The 16,190-nt window shown below is 73.1% G+C and carries 14 protein-coding genes; 6 read left to right on the top strand and 8 right to left on the bottom strand.

Going from position 1 to position 16,190, the window contains the following annotated elements; translation table 11 throughout:
• Positions 1 to 27 precede the first annotated feature (27 nt).
• Positions 28 to 1,392 carry a nitrous oxide reductase family maturation protein NosD gene (locus tag ACFWPI_RS15345; protein WP_380370633.1) on the top strand — a complete coding sequence of 455 codons (1,365 nt, stop codon included), beginning with the start codon at positions 28 to 30 and terminating at the stop codon, positions 1,390 to 1,392.
• A 42-nt stretch (positions 1,393 to 1,434) separates the two neighbouring features.
• Here ACFWPI_RS15345 and ACFWPI_RS15340 read toward each other — a convergent pair whose 3' ends face one another.
• Together ACFWPI_RS15340 and ACFWPI_RS15335 are read right to left on the bottom strand one after the other, a co-directional pair.
• Positions 1,435 to 2,199 carry a hypothetical protein gene (locus ACFWPI_RS15340; RefSeq protein ID WP_063346597.1) on the bottom strand — a complete coding sequence of 255 codons (765 nt, stop codon included), beginning with the start codon at positions 2,197 to 2,199 and terminating at the stop codon, positions 1,435 to 1,437.
• A gap of 134 nt (positions 2,200 to 2,333) precedes the next feature.
• The gene (locus tag ACFWPI_RS15335) at positions 2,334 to 5,039 is read right to left on the bottom strand and encodes an SdrD B-like domain-containing protein (RefSeq protein WP_380370636.1); all 2,706 of its coding nucleotides are present in this window, start codon (positions 5,037 to 5,039) and stop codon (positions 2,334 to 2,336) included.
• 491 nt (positions 5,040 to 5,530) lie between these two features.
• Between ACFWPI_RS15335 and ACFWPI_RS15330 the strand changes: the two genes are divergently transcribed.
• Positions 5,531 to 5,932 (top strand): helix-turn-helix transcriptional regulator, encoded by a 402-nt coding sequence (locus ACFWPI_RS15330; protein ID WP_380370795.1) that lies wholly within the window; start codon positions 5,531 to 5,533, stop codon positions 5,930 to 5,932.
• Positions 5,933 to 5,962: 30 nt separating this feature from the next.
• On the opposite strand, the gene ACFWPI_RS15325 is transcribed toward ACFWPI_RS15330, so the two are convergent.
• The 3 genes from ACFWPI_RS15325 to ACFWPI_RS15315 all read right to left on the bottom strand — a co-directional run bounded on the left by ACFWPI_RS15325 (position 5,963) and on the right by ACFWPI_RS15315 (position 7,545).
• On the bottom strand, positions 5,963 to 6,127 hold the full coding sequence (locus tag ACFWPI_RS15325; RefSeq protein ID WP_380370639.1) for a hypothetical protein: 165 nt from the start codon (positions 6,125 to 6,127) through the stop codon (positions 5,963 to 5,965).
• Between the two features lie 39 nt (positions 6,128 to 6,166).
• Complete coding sequence (locus ACFWPI_RS15320; protein WP_380370641.1) at positions 6,167 to 6,445, bottom strand: helix-turn-helix domain-containing protein; 279 nt, start codon at positions 6,443 to 6,445, stop codon at positions 6,167 to 6,169.
• A gap of 221 nt (positions 6,446 to 6,666) precedes the next feature.
• Positions 6,667 to 7,545, bottom strand: a complete 879-nt coding sequence (locus ACFWPI_RS15315) for a LysR substrate-binding domain-containing protein (RefSeq protein ID WP_063346601.1) — start codon at positions 7,543 to 7,545, stop codon at positions 6,667 to 6,669.
• A gap of 124 nt (positions 7,546 to 7,669) precedes the next feature.
• Between ACFWPI_RS15315 and ACFWPI_RS15310 the strand changes: the two genes are divergently transcribed.
• Entirely contained in the window at positions 7,670 to 8,722 is a 1,053-nt protein-coding gene (locus ACFWPI_RS15310; RefSeq protein WP_380370644.1) for a bile acid:sodium symporter family protein, read from the top strand.
• Between the two features lie 16 nt (positions 8,723 to 8,738).
• Here ACFWPI_RS15310 and ACFWPI_RS15305 read toward each other — a convergent pair whose 3' ends face one another.
• The gene (locus tag ACFWPI_RS15305) at positions 8,739 to 8,981 is read right to left on the bottom strand and encodes a cold-shock protein (RefSeq protein WP_380370797.1); all 243 of its coding nucleotides are present in this window, start codon (positions 8,979 to 8,981) and stop codon (positions 8,739 to 8,741) included.
• Between the two features lie 457 nt (positions 8,982 to 9,438).
• Between ACFWPI_RS15305 and ACFWPI_RS15300 the strand changes: the two genes are divergently transcribed.
• Positions 9,439 to 9,993, top strand: a complete 555-nt coding sequence (locus tag ACFWPI_RS15300) for a hypothetical protein (protein WP_380370646.1) — start codon at positions 9,439 to 9,441, stop codon at positions 9,991 to 9,993.
• Between the two features lie 169 nt (positions 9,994 to 10,162).
• Here the strand turns inward: ACFWPI_RS15300 and ACFWPI_RS15295 are convergent, their stop codons facing one another.
• Positions 10,163 to 11,572, bottom strand: coding sequence for a DUF2079 domain-containing protein (locus ACFWPI_RS15295; protein WP_380370649.1), 1,410 nt, complete (start codon positions 11,570 to 11,572; stop codon positions 10,163 to 10,165).
• A 433-nt stretch (positions 11,573 to 12,005) separates the two neighbouring features.
• On the opposite strand from ACFWPI_RS15295, the gene ACFWPI_RS15290 reads away from it, so the two are divergent.
• Together ACFWPI_RS15290 and ACFWPI_RS15285 are read left to right on the top strand one after the other, a co-directional pair.
• On the top strand, positions 12,006 to 13,397 hold the full coding sequence (locus ACFWPI_RS15290; protein WP_380370652.1) for a B12-binding domain-containing radical SAM protein: 1,392 nt from the start codon (positions 12,006 to 12,008) through the stop codon (positions 13,395 to 13,397).
• On the top strand, positions 13,394 to 14,497 hold the full coding sequence (locus tag ACFWPI_RS15285; RefSeq protein ID WP_380370655.1) for an arginase family protein: 1,104 nt from the start codon (positions 13,394 to 13,396) through the stop codon (positions 14,495 to 14,497). The genes ACFWPI_RS15290 and ACFWPI_RS15285 overlap by 4 nt, the downstream gene beginning before the upstream one ends.
• A 27-nt stretch (positions 14,498 to 14,524) precedes the next feature.
• Here the strand turns inward: ACFWPI_RS15285 and ACFWPI_RS15280 are convergent, their stop codons facing one another.
• Positions 14,525 to 15,796, bottom strand: a complete 1,272-nt coding sequence (locus ACFWPI_RS15280) for an MDR family MFS transporter (protein ID WP_380370658.1) — start codon at positions 15,794 to 15,796, stop codon at positions 14,525 to 14,527.
• Between the last annotated feature and the right edge of the window lie 394 nt (positions 15,797 to 16,190).

Raw genomic sequence — 16,190 nt, 5'->3', positions numbered from 1 at the left:
GACATTGGAGACGATAGAACACCTCTCATGCAAATCCTGATGATGCGTCATTTCACTCGGCGGCCCTCACCTGCACGTGCCACGAGGCCCCTGCGACGGCTGTCCGCGGCGCTGCTCGCCACCACCCTGGCGCTGGCCGGCTGCGCGGCATCGGGCTCCTCCTCCGACGAGGCCCGCCATCCGGCCGGTACGGTCATCCAGGTCCCGGAGGACTTCCCCACCGTGCAGCAGGCCGTGGACGTCGCGCGCGAGGGCGAAACCGTGCTGGTCCACCCGGGCGTGTACCCGGAGAGCGTCCGGATCACCAAGCCGCGCATCGTCCTGCGCGGGACGGACCGCAACACCGTCGTCCTCAACGGCGGGGTGCGCCTCGTCAACGGCATCACCGTCACCGGCGCCGGCTCGGTGGTGGAGAACCTCACCGTGCACGGCTACCTCGCCAACGGCGTCCTGTTCACCGGCGTCACCGACGAGCACCTGCAACGGCACGGCGCCGGCGGCTCCGCGTACGACCCGCTGGACACCAACCGCTTCCCGCCCGTCCAGGGCTTCCGGGCCTCCCGAGTGACGGCGTACGACAACGGCCTGTACGGCATCTACGCCTTCGACGCGCGCGGCGGCGTGATCGAGGACTCCTACGCCTCCGGGCAGGCCGACTCCGGGATCTACGTCGGCCAGTGCAAGCCCTGCGACACCCTCGTGCACGGCAACACCGTGGAGCGCAACGCGGTCGGCATCGAGCTGACCAACGCCTCCGACGGGCTCAGCATCCTCGGCAACCGGGTGGTCGGCAACCGGGTCGGCGTGACGGTGAACTCCAACGACCTGGAGTCCCTCGCCCCGCAGCACGGCGCGGTGATCGCCGGAAACGTGATCACCGACAACAACGCCGCCGACACCCCGGAGCAGGCGGACGGCGGCTTCGGCATCGGCCTCGGGATCGGCGGCGGCACCGCGAACCAGGTGCTGCGCAACCTCGTCCAGGGGAACCGCGCCGCCGGGGTCATCGTCACCGACCCGCCCGGACACCCGGCGAGCGGCAACCGCGTCGAGGGCAACCGCGCCACGGGCAACGGCGTCGACCTCGTACTGGCCTCCACCGACCCCGGCAACTGCTTCACCGGCAACACGCCCGACATCCAGAGCCCGGACCAGTTGGAGGGCCTGGCGGCGTGCGGGGCGCAGGGCCGCGGCCCGCTCCCCGGCGGGCGGCCCGCCACCGTCATGGCGCCGCCCGGCGTGCCGTTCCACCAGGTGCAGGCCCCGGCCGCGCAGCCCTCCCTGCCCGACCCGTCGGCGCCCGGCCGGCCGGCGACGGACCTGCCGGGGCCCGTCGACCCGGACCGCTACGCCCTGCCCACGGACGCCGCCGCCGTGCCGCAACCCCGGTGAGCCCGGGCCCCGGTGAGCCGCGGCCCCGGCGGCCTCGGGGCCTCACCCGGCGGCCCACGGCGCCTCCGGCATCCGCACGCCGTCCTGCCGCCCGGTGAGGTCGACGGTCGTCGGGGTGCCCAGGCCGGGCATCCGCATGGTGACCCGGCGCAGCGAGCCGTCGCCGTCGACCCAGTAGGTGAGCGGCGACGGCCCGCCGTCCGGGGCCGCGCCCTGGGCGCGCGGGCCGGAGAAGCGGTCGTAGTCGCGGCCGTCGATGCGGTCCCGGCCGAGCAGGCGCGCCCCGGACTGGGCGAGCAGCAGCGGGTTGTCCGGCCGGTCGGCGCCGAGGCGGACCAGCAGGCCGAGCCCGGCGTCCAGCGGGTCCGCCGTGTAGGAGCGCGGCGACCAGCCGGAGCGGGGGACGTGCTCGGCCTGCTCCCAGGCGGGGCCGGAGCCGGCCGGCTCCGGGGCCAGCCCGAGGCCGTCGCCGTCCCAGATGATCAGGCCGTGGTCGAGCTGGCCCGAGGCCCCGGAGACCTGGTAGCGGCCCACCCCCCGGCGGGTGCGGTAGTCCACCACCCCCTCCACCCGGATCTGCACGCCGCCGCCCTCCGCCGCGGTGAGCGCCACCGCCGCCGGGCTGGCCTGGTACAGCGTCAGCCGGGACAGCGCCAGCCGGGACGCCTCGTCCATGGTCACCGCCCGTTCCTCCGGTTCGCCCCAGGCCGTCACCCCGAGGGCCGTGGCCCCGGCAACCACCACCGCGCCGACCACCCCGACGAGCAGGCCCAGCCGCGCCCTCTTCCCGATCTTCCTACGGGCCATCTGGCAGCCCTCCTCCTGGTCAGCACCGTCGTACTGGTCGTGACCGTCGTACTTGTCGTCACCGTCGTGCGAACGAGCGGCGGGCGGGCCCGTGGCATGACTCGCGCCACGGGCCCGCCCCTCCTCACCGCTTCCTACTGGTGCCGCGCCCTGCGCCTACGGGCGACCAGGACCAGCGCACCGCCGGACGCCACCAGCACCGCGCCGCCGACGATCCCCAGCGGCACCAGGGCGTTGGCCCCGGTGTTGGGCAGCTGTCCCCCGGGCGGGGGCAGCGGGTTCACCGTCGACGGGCTCGGCGACTCCGTCGGCCCCGGCGGCGTGGTCGGCTCCGGCGCGCTCGGCGAACTCGACGGGCTCGGCGGGCTCGACGAGTTGGTCGGCGTCGGGGTCGGCGTCGGGGTGGGCAGCAGCTTGTTGACCGCCGTCACCGAGACACCGTCCGCGAGGTTGTCGGAGGTCAGCGCCAGCGGACCGAACACGGTGGTGTCCGGAGCCGCGTAGCCGTCGGGCGGGCTGAGCTCCTGCCAGTAGTACGTCCCCGGCACCCCGGCGCCCTGGCAGAGGCCGTCGGCGCCGGTCGTGCAGGGCCCGCCCACCGCCGTGTCGGGCTTGTCACCGCCGGTCTGCAACCCGTCGGTGCCGTTGGTGTCGTGCCACAGCTGGAACTTCGCCCCCGCCAGCGGCTTGCCGTCCTGGTCGTGCTTGACCAGGCGCAGCGCGCCCTCCTGCTGCCGGAACCCGAAGTCGAAGGTGTGGTCGTTCTCGCCCGGCCCGCCGGTGCTCAGTGCCCGTTCGGGGAACTTCGTGCCGGGCGGCACCAGGCCCTTGGAATCGATGAAGTGGTTGTCGCCGACGTCCGCGTCGGTGGGCACCCACTGGTAGAGCGGCCCGCCCTTGGCGTAGTCCGCGGGGTTGTCGAGCCGGATCGTGTACTTGGTCCTCGGCTTGAGGCCGCCGGTGACGTTCGAGTCGTCGAAGTAGTACTCGCCGCGCTTCGTCGTCTTCGTCGTGCCGACCAACTTGCCCGACTCGTCGTAGAGGTGGACGGTCGCGCCCTCGACGGGGCGCTGGCCCGGGTTCTGGATGCCCTTGCGCTCGGGGTCGTACCAGACCCGGTTGCCGATCTGCAGCGGAGCCTGGTCGCAGAGCACCTCCAGGTCGCCCATCGAGGCGCCCTTGCCGAACGGCGCGATCGTCCCGGCCGGGTTGAGCCGGAAGCCGAACTGCGGGTCCTGCTGGCCGTTCGCCCGCTGGAGGAACGACGTGCCGTACCCGAGGGCGGTGTGGTTGGGGTCGAAGGCGGAGACCGCGACGGTGCTCTCGACCTTGGAGAGCGCCATGCCGGCGAACGCCGTGTTGCGGTGGCCGCCCCAGGTCGTGTCGAAGAACCGGGTGCCCCGGGGAGCGAGCCCGCAGCCGTTGTTGGTGTCCATCACGTACGTGCCGTTCGCCCGGCAGGCCTTGTTCAGGTCACCGCCGGACATGACGACGGCGACGGAGCCCGGCGCCGGGGAGCCCGGCGCGCGGTCGCCGAAGCGGTCGCGGAAGGCCAGCAGCATCGAGCCGTCGGTCTCGAACGTGATCTCGCCCAGCTCGGGTTCGGGTTGGGCGATGGTGTAGTTGCCGCACGGGCGGCCGTTCTGCGTGGTCGGGTAGGTGCTCGTCCACGGGAACCAGCTCGCACCGTCGCACGGGCCCGAGCCGACGGTGGACTGGCGCGGGTAGTCCAGCGGCTGGTCCAGCACCGGCTTGGCGAACACGCCGGTGGCGAGGTCGAAGGGCAGGACCACCGCGCGCAGGTCGGTGAGCTTGCCGGTGGACTCGCCGGAGCACACTCCGCCGAGGTAGCCGGTGCCGTCCTGGAGGCCGAGGCCGAACGGACGCCAGTCCCCCGCCGCCGGGCAGCCCGGGTCGGGGATCGGGTAGGAGGCCGTCGGGCTTCCGGCGGCCGCCACGGTGGCGTTGTAGCGGTAGAGCTTGCGGTCGTTGAGGTTGACGACGAACAGGTCCTTGCCGTCGTCGGTGATCTTGATGCCGCCGAGGCTCTCCCTGCCCGGCGTGTCGAGGAATGCGTCGTCGGTGCCGCCGCCGTGGGCCGTCGAGCCCGCGTTCGGGACGGTGGTGAACAGCGTCGTCTTCTTCTGCGCGATGTCGGTGACGTAGATCGCCCCGGCACCGCCCGGACCGTAGTCGGTGGTGCGCTTGGCCACCGCCGAGGAGAACAACCGCCGATCGGCCTTGTTCCAGGCGATGCCGTACAGCGTGCCGGTATCGGCGTTGGTGGCGAGGTTCGTGGCGGTCACGCCTTCGCCGTCCTGGCCGCGCGCACTGTACGGGAAGGAGACCAGCGTGCGCTGGGCCCCGCCCTCGCGGTCCATCGGCTGGCAGGCCGTGACCAGCGGGGCGTTCTTCTGGCAGTAGTCACCGGGGTTCCAGAGCCCGGTGGTGTACGCCACGTTCTTGCCGCCCGAGAGGTCGACGAACTCCTCGTTGCTGCTCAGCTGGGTCGGCGCGCCGTCCAGCCCCTGCCGGGAGGCGAACGCCGGGAACAGCACGCCCGGCTTCGGATTCACCACCTGCACCCGGTACTTGCCCCCGGACGGCTTGGCCGCCGCCGGGGCCAGGGTGACCGTCCCGTCGGCCGCCGTCACCCCCTCGATCGCCAGCCCGGCGTCATCCGTGAGCGTCACTTTCACGCCCGCGAGCCCTGGCTCCAGGGCCGGTGTCCACACTCCGCTGGTGTCCACCGCCCGGATCACCCGGACGGTCACCGTCCCGTCGCCGGGCTGTGGAAAGGCCGCCGGCGCCGTCACCAGCGCCGCAGCGGACAATCCCATCGTCAGCGCCGCGACCTGCGCGACGCACCTCGTTCGCTGCCTCGTTCTTCCCAATGTCCCGCTCTCATCATCGACGGGTTATCACACCCGGGCTGATCAGGAGTCATCAGCAGATCGGCAATCTTAGCTCTCCGCAAGGGAATTGACGAAACTTCATGTGCACGCGTGACAAGAGCGCCACACCTACTCCACCACCAGTTCGAATCCGGACCCGTTCGTCCGATACCGGCCGCCATGCTCGAAAACAGCACCTTCAGCCGGATTTCGTCCGAACAAACGGTGGGGCGCGGGGACAGCCCAGGACGCAGGGACGGTGGCGCGGGAGCAGGTGGGGCGGGGCGAGGCGGGCCGGGGCGAGGCGGCCCGGGGCAGCGCCCGAAGCACGCCGGCGCGCGACCCTGTCGGACCGGGCGGGTAGCGTGGCAGACGTGCCCCAGGTGTCCCGAGTCCCCCTACCCGACCTCGTCCGACTGCGGCGGGCCCGCGACCGGATGGACCGCGACTACGCCCAGCCACTGGACGTGTCGGCGCTGGCGCACACCGCGCTGATGTCGCCGGGCCACTTCTCCCGCAGCTTCCGCGCCGCCTTCGGCGAGACCCCGTACGGCTACCTCATGACCCGCCGGATCGAGCGGGCCAAGGCGCTGCTGCGGCGCGGCGACCTGAGCGTGACGGAGGTCTGCATGGCGGTCGGCTGCACCTCGCTGGGCTCGTTCAGCTCGCGGTTCACCCAGCTGGTCGGCGAGACCCCCAGCGCGTACCGGGCCCGGGACCACGGCCACGCCGCCGCCCTCCCGGCCTGCGTCGCCAAGGTCCACACCCGGCCGGCCAGGACCGGGGAGGCGGGCGACCCCACCGGCCCGCAGCCCGGCTCCGACCGGGCTCGGCAGTAGCCCCGGACCCTAGGGCGAGTCGGACACGCCTCAGGGCGTGTCCTCCGGATCCGGCTCCGGGGGCAGGCCCACCTCCTCGCGGTCCTCCTCGGTGCGCTCGTCGAGCTCCTCCTCGTCGGGCCGACGGGGCAGACCGCGCCCGTGCCCGGTGTCCGGGTCGCCTTCGACGTCCTTGTTGGGCTTGTGGTGCGACATGGCGCCTCCTCGCCCCCGATTCCGCCGGTACCTTCCCACTCAAACGCGCGCCCCGGGCGCCCGCAAGCCGGGGCCGCGATCACGGGGCGCCCCGCCCGGGGCCTCGGGGAACGCCGCCGACTCGAACTGCGCCCGCTGGTCGGCGTCCAGCCGCAGCACGTCCACGAGCAGCCGCACCGTCTCCCGCCGGGGCCGCAGCGCCCCGCCCCGTTCCAGGTTGCGCACCGCGCGAACACTCAGCGTGGCGAGGTCGGCCAGTTGCTGCTGGGTCAGGCCCCGGTGCTTCCGGTGTCCGTGCAGCATGTCGCCAAATCGCATCTTTCCCGACCTTTCCCTGTCCGCGTCAGCCGGCTGCTCCAGCCTTCGTAACGCGACCGGAGAACCGTCGGGTTCAACGGCCGAGCGGTGTGAAGTCCGACTTCGGCCACCGCCCTTGACTTCCTGTCACCATCGGCGAAAGGAACCCGCCGATCCGCCGCCTCACCACTGCCGTGCGCTCGCCCACGGCCGGGGCAACCCCCCGGCCGTCGCCCCCCCCGTCACGGCTCCGCCCGTTCCGGTGCGCGTTGCAGGCGGAACGCGTCCGCGAGGACGGCCTGGGCCAGCACCCGGGCCGGGCCGCGCGCCGTGGTGCGTCCCGTGGTGAGGGCGAACTCGGTGGTACCGAGGTTGGGCAGGCCCGGCTGGTCGGGCAGCACCCGCAGGCCCGACGGGATCAGGCTGCGGGCGTGCGGCACCACCCCGAGGCCGGCCAGCGCGGCGGCCCGGACCCCGGAGAGGCTGGTGCTGGTGCAGGCGATCCGCCAGGGCCGCCCGTCGCGCTCGCAGACCTCCAGGGCGCGGACCCGGGTGAAGCTGGGCGGCGGGTAGACGATCAGCGGCAGCGGCTCGGCCGGGTCCGTCCGGAAGTCCTCCGCCGCGATCCACACCAGCTTGTCCTGCCAGACCAGTTGGCCCTGCGAGCCACCGCCGGGCGGGCGTTTGCCGAGCACCAGGTCGAGCCGTCCGTCGGCCAGTTGCTCGTAGAGCACGGCGCTGAGGCCGACGGTGAGTTCGAGGTCGACCTGGGGGTTGCTCCGCCGGAAGCTCCGCAGGATCTGCGGCAGCTCGGTGTGGACGAAGTCCTCCGAGGCGCCGAACCGCACCCGCCCGCGCACCTGCGTCTGCGCGAAGTAGCCGAGCGCCTGCTCGTGCGCCTCCAGGATCGTCCGGGCGAAGCCGAGCATGGCCTCGCCCTCGCTGGTGAGCTGCACGGAGTGGGTGTCGCGCAGGAAGAGCTGCCGGTCGGCGGCCGTCTCCAGCCGCCGTACGTGCTGGCTGACCGTCGACTGCCGCAGCCCCAGCCGCTGGGCGGCCCGGGTGAAGCCGCCGGTCTGGGCCACCGCGAGGAAGGACCTCAACTGCACCGGATCGAACACCTGGCCATTCTATCCGCTGATATCACGGATCATGATGACAGTGAGTTCCGCCAGCGGGATTCACAATCACCCCGGCGGGCGGCAGGCTGAGGCCATCCCACCCGAACCGCCACCGCGGAGAACCATGCCTCGCCCGAACCGTCCGCTCCGCTCCCACCTGCCCCGGCGCCCCGCCCGCCTCCGGGTCGACCCGTTCATCGCCGCCCTGCTGGGCACCGTGGCAGTGGCCGCCCTGCTCCCCGCCCGCGGCGCCGCCGCACCGGCCTTCTCCGACGCCGCCACCGGCGCGGTCGCCGTCCTGTTCTTCCTCTACGGCGCCCGACTCTCCGCCCGCGAGGCCTGGGAGGGGCTCAAGCAGTGGCGGCTGCACGGCACCGTGCTCGCGGTCACCTTCGGCCTCTTCCCGCTGCTCGGGGTGGCCGCCCACCTGCTGGTGCCGGCGGCGCTGTCGCCGCAGCTCTACCAGGGCCTGCTGTTCCTGACCCTGCTGCCCTCCACCGTGCAGTCCTCGATCGCCTTCACCTCCATCGCCCGCGGCAACACGGCCGCGGCGGTCTGCAGCGCGACCTTCTCCAGCCTCTTCGGCATCGTCCTGACCCCGCTGCTCGCCGCCGTGCTCCTGCACACCAAGGGCGGTGTCTCGCCGGGCACCGTGCTGGAGATCGCCGAGCAACTCCTCCTCCCCTTCGCCGCCGGCCAGGTGCTGCGCCGCTGGATCGCCGCCTGGATGGCCCGCCACCGCGCCGTCCTCGGCCTGGTCGACCGCGGCTCGATCCTGCTGGTCGTCTACAGCGCCTTCAGCGCCGCCGTGGTGGGCGGGGTGTGGGGCGCCCTCTCCCTGCCCCGGCTGGCGGCCCTGCTGGGGGCGGAGGCGGCGCTGCTGGCGCTGGTCCTGACCACGACGCTGCTGGTCGGCCGCCGGCTCGGCTTCGGCCGGGCCGACCTGGTCGCGATCGTCTTCTGCGGCTCCAAGAAGAGCCTGGCCAGCGGCGTCCCGATGGCCACCGTCCTCTTCCCGGGCCCGGCGGCCGGGCTGATGGTGCTGCCGCTGATGCTCTTCCACCAACTGCAACTGATGGTCTGCGCCGTCCTGGCCCGCCGCTGGGGCGCGCAGGCCGAGGGCGCCGGGGCCACGGCGCAGCCGGCGGCCGCGCCGGCCCTCGACCACGCGGCCTGACGGGCTCCGCGCGCCCTCAGAGGCCGACGACGTCGACGGCCTGCGGGCCCTTGGGGCCCTGCTCGACCTGGTACTCGACCCGCTGGCCCTCCTCCAGGGACCGGTACCCGACCCCGACGATGGACGAGTAGTGGACGAAGAGGTCCGGGCCGGGGACGTCCGGCGCGATGAAGCCGAACCCCTTCTCGGCGTTGAACCACTTCACCGTGCCGAAGTTGATCAAGGCGCGCCGGCCCTCCGCCGGCCGCGTGGCGGTCATGCTGTCCGCCTGCCCCGTGTCCGCCCACGCCGGGGCGCCGACCGCCGCCAGGGCGCCGAGGACGACGGCCGACGCGCACACCACGGCCGCCACGCGGCCGCGCACAAGGACGAGAGGGGACATCACAAGCCTCCTGGTGGGAGAGGAACCGGGCCGTTCAGCAGGGGCACGCGCGACTGATCGCATACTCACGGTGTCCGCCGATACCCCGTCCCGCAAGCCCGGACGACCGACCGGGCGGCCTTCCGTCCCGGCCGCCCTCGGGTCCGCGAGGCCGGGCCCCGGTCCTGGACCATTCGAGGCCCATCGGCGGGGTTCCCGGGATGGCGGCGGCCGGAATTCCTCGCGCCGTGCCACCGTCACCCTTCGGCCCGCCCCGCTCCGAGTGCGTGGGCCTCACTCCCGGTCCGACGAAAGAAAGGGAACCCACGTGTCCGTACGCCGAAGCGTTGTGATCGTGTCCGCCGTCCTCGCCGCACTGTCCACCGGCGTGGCCCCGGTCGCCGACGCAGCCCCGCCGGCCGCCCCGGAAATCCTGGACTGCGCCGTGAAGGCCGCCGTCACCTTCAGCCCGCCGCTCTCGGCCGACCCGCAGTCCATCACCATGGCGGCCGGCGGGACGGCGAGCGGGTGCACTGACTCGCTGGACGGCCCGACGGCCGTGACGGGCGGCACCGTCACCGCGACGCTCAGGTTCGGCACGCTCAGCTGCAGCCCGGCGACACCGCCGGCACTGGCGCCGGGCTCCTCGGCGACCTTCACCTGGAACCTGAAGGACGGCACGCAGGCGACCAGCACCGTCACCGACATCGCCATCGTCGAGGTCGACGGGTCCGGGACCCTCACCGGCACCGTCACCGCCTCCTCCACCCGCCTGGCCGGGCAGAAGCTGACCGCGCTCGTGGACGTCACCAGCGACCAGCCGCTCGTGGACAACTGCGTCGACGTCCTGCTCGGAACCGGCCGGCCCATCGCCGACTCGACCCTGACCGCCGACCTCTCCTTCAGCTGACACCAGGCCGACCTGCCGTCCCTCCGTCCCTCCGTCCCGCTGACCTGTCGTCCCTCCGACGCGCGCAGGGCCACCCCGCAAGTGGCGGGCCCTGCGCGCGTCGGCGCAACCACCGTACGTTGGCGTCGAGTTGTCACCATGCCTCCCGCCGTCCCACCACCGCCCCGGGTCAACCCGCAGGGTCGGTGAGCCGGTAGACCGTGATGCCGGCGGCGCTCGCGACGGGGTGGTAGCCGGCGGCGGGGAGGGCGCGGAGGGCTTCGACCTCGTCGCGGGCGGGGAGGAGCCCGTCCCGCGGCTGGTCGGCTGCCACCACCCAGTCGGGCCGCGCGCCGGGGCCGCCCGGGTAGCGGGGGAAGAGGTAGACCCGGGTGCGGCCGGTGAGTTGGGCCGCGAAGCCGTTGGCGGCGGCCACCTCGGCACCGTCCGGGATCCGGCGCAGCAGCGCGCTCACCGCGTCGACGGTCGCGTCGCGCTGCCAGGTGGCGGGGCGGGCCAGTTCCGCGAGGGGCTGGGCGGGCAGGGCGGCGGCCGTCACGGCGAGCCCGACAGCCACGGAACCGCGGACCGTCCACCGCCGCAGGCCGTGCCGGGCCCGGAACCGGAGCCGGAGCCGGGTCAGGGCGTCGACGAAGGCGAGGAAGACGATCGGCATCAGGACGGCGCCGTAGTGGAAGCCCGTCCCCCAGTAGAACGGGTTGGTGGACCAGAAGCGCCAGCCCAGCGTCGGCAGGGCGAGCAGGATCAGCGGGGAGCGCAGCGCCAGGAACGCGGTGGGGGCCAGAATCGTGACGACGGTGTGCCACTTCTCGCCGGGCAGGAGCAGCCTGGTCACGGGGTTGCCGGCCGGGCCGTCGACGCTGGAGAGGTAGGTGTAGGCGCCGCCCGGGTTGAGGGCCGGGATGACGACCAGCAGCACCAGGAGCAGGGTGGCGGCGGAGAGCGCGACGACGCTCGCGCCCAGTCGGCGGCGGCCGTGCCAGAACAGGTAGCAGCCGATGACAGCGACCGTCGCCGCGAGGTCCTCCTTGACCAGCAGCAACGGCAGGGCGAAGCCGACCGCCGACCGCCACTGCCGGAGCATCAGCCGCTCCAGCGAGAACGCCAACAGCGGTACGGCGAAAGCGATTTCGTGGAAGTCGAAGCCAACGGCCTGTTGCAGGCCGACCGACAGCCCGTACGCCACCCCGATGCCCGCGCCCGCCCACCGGCCGACCGCCCGCACCGCGGCCCTGGTCACGGGGACAGCGGACACGGCGACCAGCGCCGCCTGGGCGACGAGCAGGGTGAGCGCGGAGGGGAACGCCCGGTAGAGCGGTGCGAGGGTGGCCAGGATCGGGTGGAAGTGGTCCCCGAGCAGGTGGAACCCCGGCCCCTTCAGCTCGGAGACCGGCGCGCGGCCCTCGGCGTAGCCGCGCACGGCCTGCTCGAAGATGCCCAGGTCGAAGGCGTTCGTCCGCAGGTGCAGATGGCGGGAGACGGACAGCGCGGTGTAGGCGGCGAACAGCACGGCGGCGAGCGCCCAGGGCAGCAGGGCCGTCCCCGCCCCCTGGGCGGCGGGCCGCCACCGTTCGGGCACGGGCCGGGTCTCGGCCGTGGCGCGGGCTGCACGGATCGGGCTCAGGGGCAACGGGGGCTCACTTGCGACGGGGCGGACGGGGCGGACGGGGAGTGACCCCGGAAGCCTCCGACAAACCCGCTGAAGATCCGCTGAAGAAGCCTGAGCACACCTTCAGAAACCGTGACGCCCCCGTGCCCGCGTACGCGGGTGCGCTCGCGTGCGCGCGGTCAGGACACCGACGCACGGGGGGCGAAGTCCGGCAGGCGTACCGGCGCACGCCCCGGGGGCACGAAGGTCCTTCGCGCTCCACAGGGCCGGTACGCGCACCAGTGAGCGTCGTTCACGCCGATGGCGGCGGCCACCGCCCGGGCAGTAGTTCTTCCGGGCGCGACCGATCGGCGCCCTCCCGTGAGCCGGTCGGTGCGAGCACGTCCCCACGTGCGGAGGAATCGTGACCAGGTGCTGCATCGTCCAACTGCCCTTCCCGTCCACCCGCGACCCCGATGACCGGCTGTCCGCCTACTACCAGGACTACGACCGCCGCTTCCGCGCCTTCCTCCCGGAGTACTTCATCCCGTCCGACGGGCTCTGGGAGATTCCGCTCTGGGTCGCGCACCTGACCGCCCTGCTGGACAGCACCGCGATCGACTCCTGCTTCGTCGACCTGTCCCGCACCCCTGCCGACAGCGAGGCCTGCCGCGCTCCGATCATGGCGGCGACGGCACCCGGCGATCTCGTCCTGTTCTCGCCGCTGGCCCAGAACTTCCGGCTCGCCCTGGACCTCGCGGGCGAGCTGGAACGCGCCGGGCGGCGCGTCGTCCTGGGCGGGAACATGGCCCCGCTGGCGCCCGAGGGCTCCGTGCACGCCGTGCACCGCGGGCAGCTCGACGCCGGTTTCGCGGCCGTCCTGGTCGAGTTGGCCTCGGGGCGGGGCGGCCGTACGGAGAAGCGGGCCGCCCTCGGGCTGGTGGCCGAGCCCATCACCTGGGCACCGGACTACCGCCATCTGGACGGCTACAGCGGCAAGGTGCCGATGCTGCGACTCAACGCCAGCCACGGCTGCCTGTACAAGTGCGCCTTCTGCGGGGACGCCTGGAGCAAGCAGCTCACCCTGGTGGGGAGCAGCGCCCTCCGCGCCGAAGTGGACCAGCTCGCCGACCGCTTCCCGGACACCCGGCTCGTCTACGTCGGCGACAAGACCTTCGGGCAGTCGCGGGAGGCGGTCCGCAACCTGCTGGAGGTGTTCCGCGACCGCCCCGGCTACAAGTTCATCGTGCAGACCCACGTCCTCCAGGTGAAGGAGTGGGTCATCGAGGCGATGCTCGAACTCGGCGTCGTGGCGGTCGAGCTCGGCTTCGAGTCGGCCGACTCCCAGATGCTCAAACGGCTCGGCAAGCTGTCCCGCGGACTCGACGACTACACCGAACGGATCCACGCGCTGAGCGACGCCGGCCTGAAGGTGGTCCTCAACATGATGGGCGGACTGGACGAGGAGACCGAGGAGTCCCACGCGCAGACCGTCCGGTGGCTGGAGGCGAACCGCCGGGCCCTGTGGCTCTTCAACCTCTACAACTTCGTCCCCTACCCGCTCACCCCCGACTTCCAGCGCCTGCGCGAGCGCATCTTCACCTGGGACTTCGCGCAGTGGCGGGAGGACGCTCCGGTGGTCTACCGGCCCAGCCACCTGACTCCGGAGCGCAGCTGGGAGCTCTTCCAGGAGAAGATCGCCGCCGCCCACCGCATCGTCCGCACCCCCGTACCGGCCCACCCCGACCACCCCGACCACTCCGACCACTCCGGCCACTCCGGCCACTCCGGCCACTCCGCAAGGGAGACCGCATGAACCAGCCCCCCACCCAGCCCCCTCACCAACTCCCCGACTTCGAGGCGCTCCACCGCAGCGTCAAGCCCGAGGAGTTCGAGACCGACCCGCTGCCCGGGTGGGCCGGCCTCGCCACCCTGTTCGGCGCCCCCGCCGCGGACCGGGCGCAGGTCGACGTCGGGGAGGACGGCTGGGTGGCGGCCGGCGTCCCGTACGACGCGACCGCCAGCTCCCGTCCGGGCGCGGCCGAAGGGCCGCGCGCGATCCGGCAGGCGAGCCTGGTGTTCTCCAGCTACCTCACCAGCCTGGGCCAGTGGAAGATGCTGGACACCCGCAGCGGCCGGACGTTCCGCTACCGCGCCCCGCGCGTGGCCGACGCGGGGGACCTGCACATCTACCCGACCGACACCATCCGCACCTTCCAGGCGGTCGCCGCCGGGAGCCGGCGGCTGAGCGGATCGGCGCCGCGCCTTGTCTTCCTCAACGGAGACCACTCGACCACCTTCCCCACCTTCGCGGGCTTCCGCGCCGGCCGGCTGGACCGGGGCGCGCGGCGGGTGGGATTCATCAACATCGACCACCACTTCGACTTCGGGAACTGGAGCACCCTGCACGGGCCGCTCTACCACGGGTCGAACTCCCGCCGGATCAGCGAGCTCCCGGGGATGCACCCCGAGGACATCGCCTTCGTGGGCGTCGGCGACGTGACCAGGTACGACCAGTTCCGCGGCCTGCTCGACCGGGGCTTCCACGTGGTGCCCGGATCGCAGATCCTGCGCCAGGGCGCGGCCGCGGCCCTGCGCCCACTCGTCGAGCAGCTCGGCGAGCGCTGCGACACCGTGTACGTGTCGCTCGACATCGACGTCCTCGACAGCGCCGTGGCGACCGGCACCGGCCACGTGACCATGGGCGGCATCGACACCGGCCACCTCCTGGACGTCTACGAGGAGTTGCGCGCCCTGCCCGTGGAGGCCGTGGACATCGCGGAGGTGGCCCCCCGCTACGACCCCTCCGGCAGCACCGCGCAGCTCGCCGCCCGGCTGCTGTTCGAGTTCCTCTTCCGCAGCGAGAGCGCCGCACCCGACCTGGCCCCCTGGACCGACCCGCGCCAGGAGCCGTGATCCGTCCCGTCCCCTTTCAGGGCCTGGTCACGACATCGAGTAGCGCCCGGTGTCCACCCGCCGCCCCAACGCCAGGTACCCCGCCGCGGCCACCGTGCCGAGGACCGCGCAGCACCCCCAGAGGGCGCCCCGGCCGGCGTGGTCCAGCAGCAGCCCGCCGGCGACCGGCCCGAGGAAGGAGGCCGCCGACCAGGCCAGCGAGTTGACCCCCTGGTAGCGCCCGCGGGTGCTCGTCGCCGAGAGCTCGCTCACCAGGCTCATGCTCGTGGGTGCCTGGATCATCTCGCCGAGCGTCCAGACCCCCACGGTGGCGGCGTAGTAGAGGGCGGAGGAACCCGCGAACGCGGTGAGGCCGAAGCCCGACCCGGTGAGCAGCGCGCTGACCAGCAGCAGTATCCCCCGGTGCTGTCCCTTCGTCAGGCGGGTCACCGGGATCTGCAACAGGACGATCAGCAGACCGTTGATCCCGATCACCACTCCGTACTGCGTGCTGGTCAGCCCGGCCTTGCCCATGTCCACGGCGAGCGTCGTGTTGCCCTGCTGGAGCATCAGCCCGAAGGCGAAGGTCAGCCCGACCAGCGCCATGAAGCGCCGGTCCCGGAAGACCGTGCCCAGCCCGGCGCTCGGCCCTGTCCCGGGCCCACTCGGCCCTGCCCCCGGCCCGGCGGCGTCCCGCTGCGGCTCGACGGGCCGGGTCTCCGGGACCCTGACGAAGACCACCACGGCGCAGAGCAGCGTGGACAGGGCATCCACGAGGAACAGCACCCGGTAGTCGTGGGCGGCGACCAGCCCGGCCAGCGCGGCCGATACGCCGAACCCGATGTTGATCGCCCAGTAGTTCAGCGCGAAGGCACGGGCCCGGTCGGCGGCCGGCACCAGGTCCGCGATGATCGCGGACGTCGCCGGACGGGAGGCGTAACTGCTCAGACCGACCAGGAACGCCGTCGAGGCGATCGCCAACTGCCCGTCGGCGAAACCCAGGGCCGCCGTGGTGAGCGCGGTGAGCAGCTGGGCGGCCAGCAGGGTGGGCCGCCGGCCGATCCGGTCCGCCAGCACACCGCCGACCAGCGCGGCGATCGCCGAGCCGAGGCCGATGAGCGAGGCGACCACCCCCGCGTACGAGGCCGAATAGCCACGGTCCGCGGTGAGGTAGAGCGCCAGGAACGTGACCACACCGCCGAGCCGGTTGACCAGGGTCGCGGCCCAGAGCCACCAGAAGGCACCCGGGAGCCCGCCGAGCGACTCGGCGACCGAACGGTGGAACCGGACGATCGGACCGGCAGGGGCAGAAGCGGTCATGGGGCGGCTCCCGAGCGACGAACGCCCGTCAGACGGTGGCGACACCCGCCGGAACAACCACGCACCGAGACGGGGACCCAGGCGGCCAGGCCACCCGAACCGGCCCCATCCTGCCCTGCCCGAGCCACCCCCGCACGTCTCGGCGAGTCGCTCGATTCCCGCCCGCCCCCACCGACCCGAATCCAGAACTCATACCGGATAAGCCGTTATGGGAGAAGCTGCATTTGCAATTGACCTGCACGGACCGTTCCTGACTGATCGTCACCAGGGAAATTGCGATGGGGCGCGGCGGGGCCTCGGGTAGGCTCCCCGAGCATGTCTCAACCTGCGTGGCGTGCCGCATCCGCCGACTGGTCGATCCGCCGGGGTACGGCGTCGAAGGGTTACGGCACGT

Origin of the sequence: Kitasatospora sp. NPDC058492 (genome assembly GCF_042720685.1) — a bacterium.
Lineage (GTDB): Bacteria > Actinomycetota > Actinomycetes > Streptomycetales > Streptomycetaceae > Kitasatospora.
The sequence above is the reverse complement of the archived record's forward strand: the minus strand, read 5'-3'. Positions and strand labels throughout refer to the sequence as shown.